We start from the raw sequence: 648 nt of genomic DNA on the forward strand, positions 1-648 counted from the left end.
ATTACGATGGAAATGGCTGAACCAAAACCAATTGAGCGTTTTAGGTTATTGTTGGGTTGTTTATCTGCCATAGTTTTCCTCCATAGAAAAAGCCTGAACCTACTTAATTATCATGAGTAGATTCAGGCTATGAATTATCTGTATGCCAAAACTACTCAAGTTCAGTTAGAAGAACTTGAGCTAGATGAAGTTAACATTGCCTTAGCGTCTAAATAATTCATGATGATAGTCCTCGTTTAAAAAAGATTTATATTAGAATATCATGAATATTTTAATGAAGCAAGATATTTTTGATTAAAAAAGAGCCAGATTTCCCTGACTCAATTTCATATAAATTAAGTTTTATGCAAATACTTCTTCGATGTTTAAGTTAACTACGAATGCATTTGGAAATTCAGTCTTAGCTAAAACTTTCTTTGCGTAGTCATCATCTTCGTGAACTTCTGCAGTAGCAAGTACCCTAACTGCAGTGTGTGATGGAACATCAGCTGCAACAAGAGCAACCTTTGAACCGCGCTTAATGTTTTCGTAAGCTTCACCCTTGGTCTTTTCAAGGTATTGTAAGTGACTTGGGTCTAAGACAGTCATTGAGCCCTTAGGACCAACTTGTGGGTTACCATCAGCATCAACAGTTGATAAGTAAACTAA

General features: G+C 35.5%; 1 protein-coding gene. It reads right to left on the reverse strand.

What is annotated here, in order from left to right; genetic code table 11:
• Positions 1-342 precede the first annotated feature (342 nt).
• Positions 343-648: pyridoxamine 5'-phosphate oxidase family protein (locus FC37_RS06545; protein ID WP_056945562.1), on the reverse strand; the 306-nt coding region annotated here is incomplete at its 5' end.

The organism is Lactobacillus gallinarum DSM 10532 = JCM 2011, assembly GCF_001434975.1.
In the GTDB taxonomy this organism is placed as follows: domain Bacteria; phylum Bacillota; class Bacilli; order Lactobacillales; family Lactobacillaceae; genus Lactobacillus; species Lactobacillus gallinarum.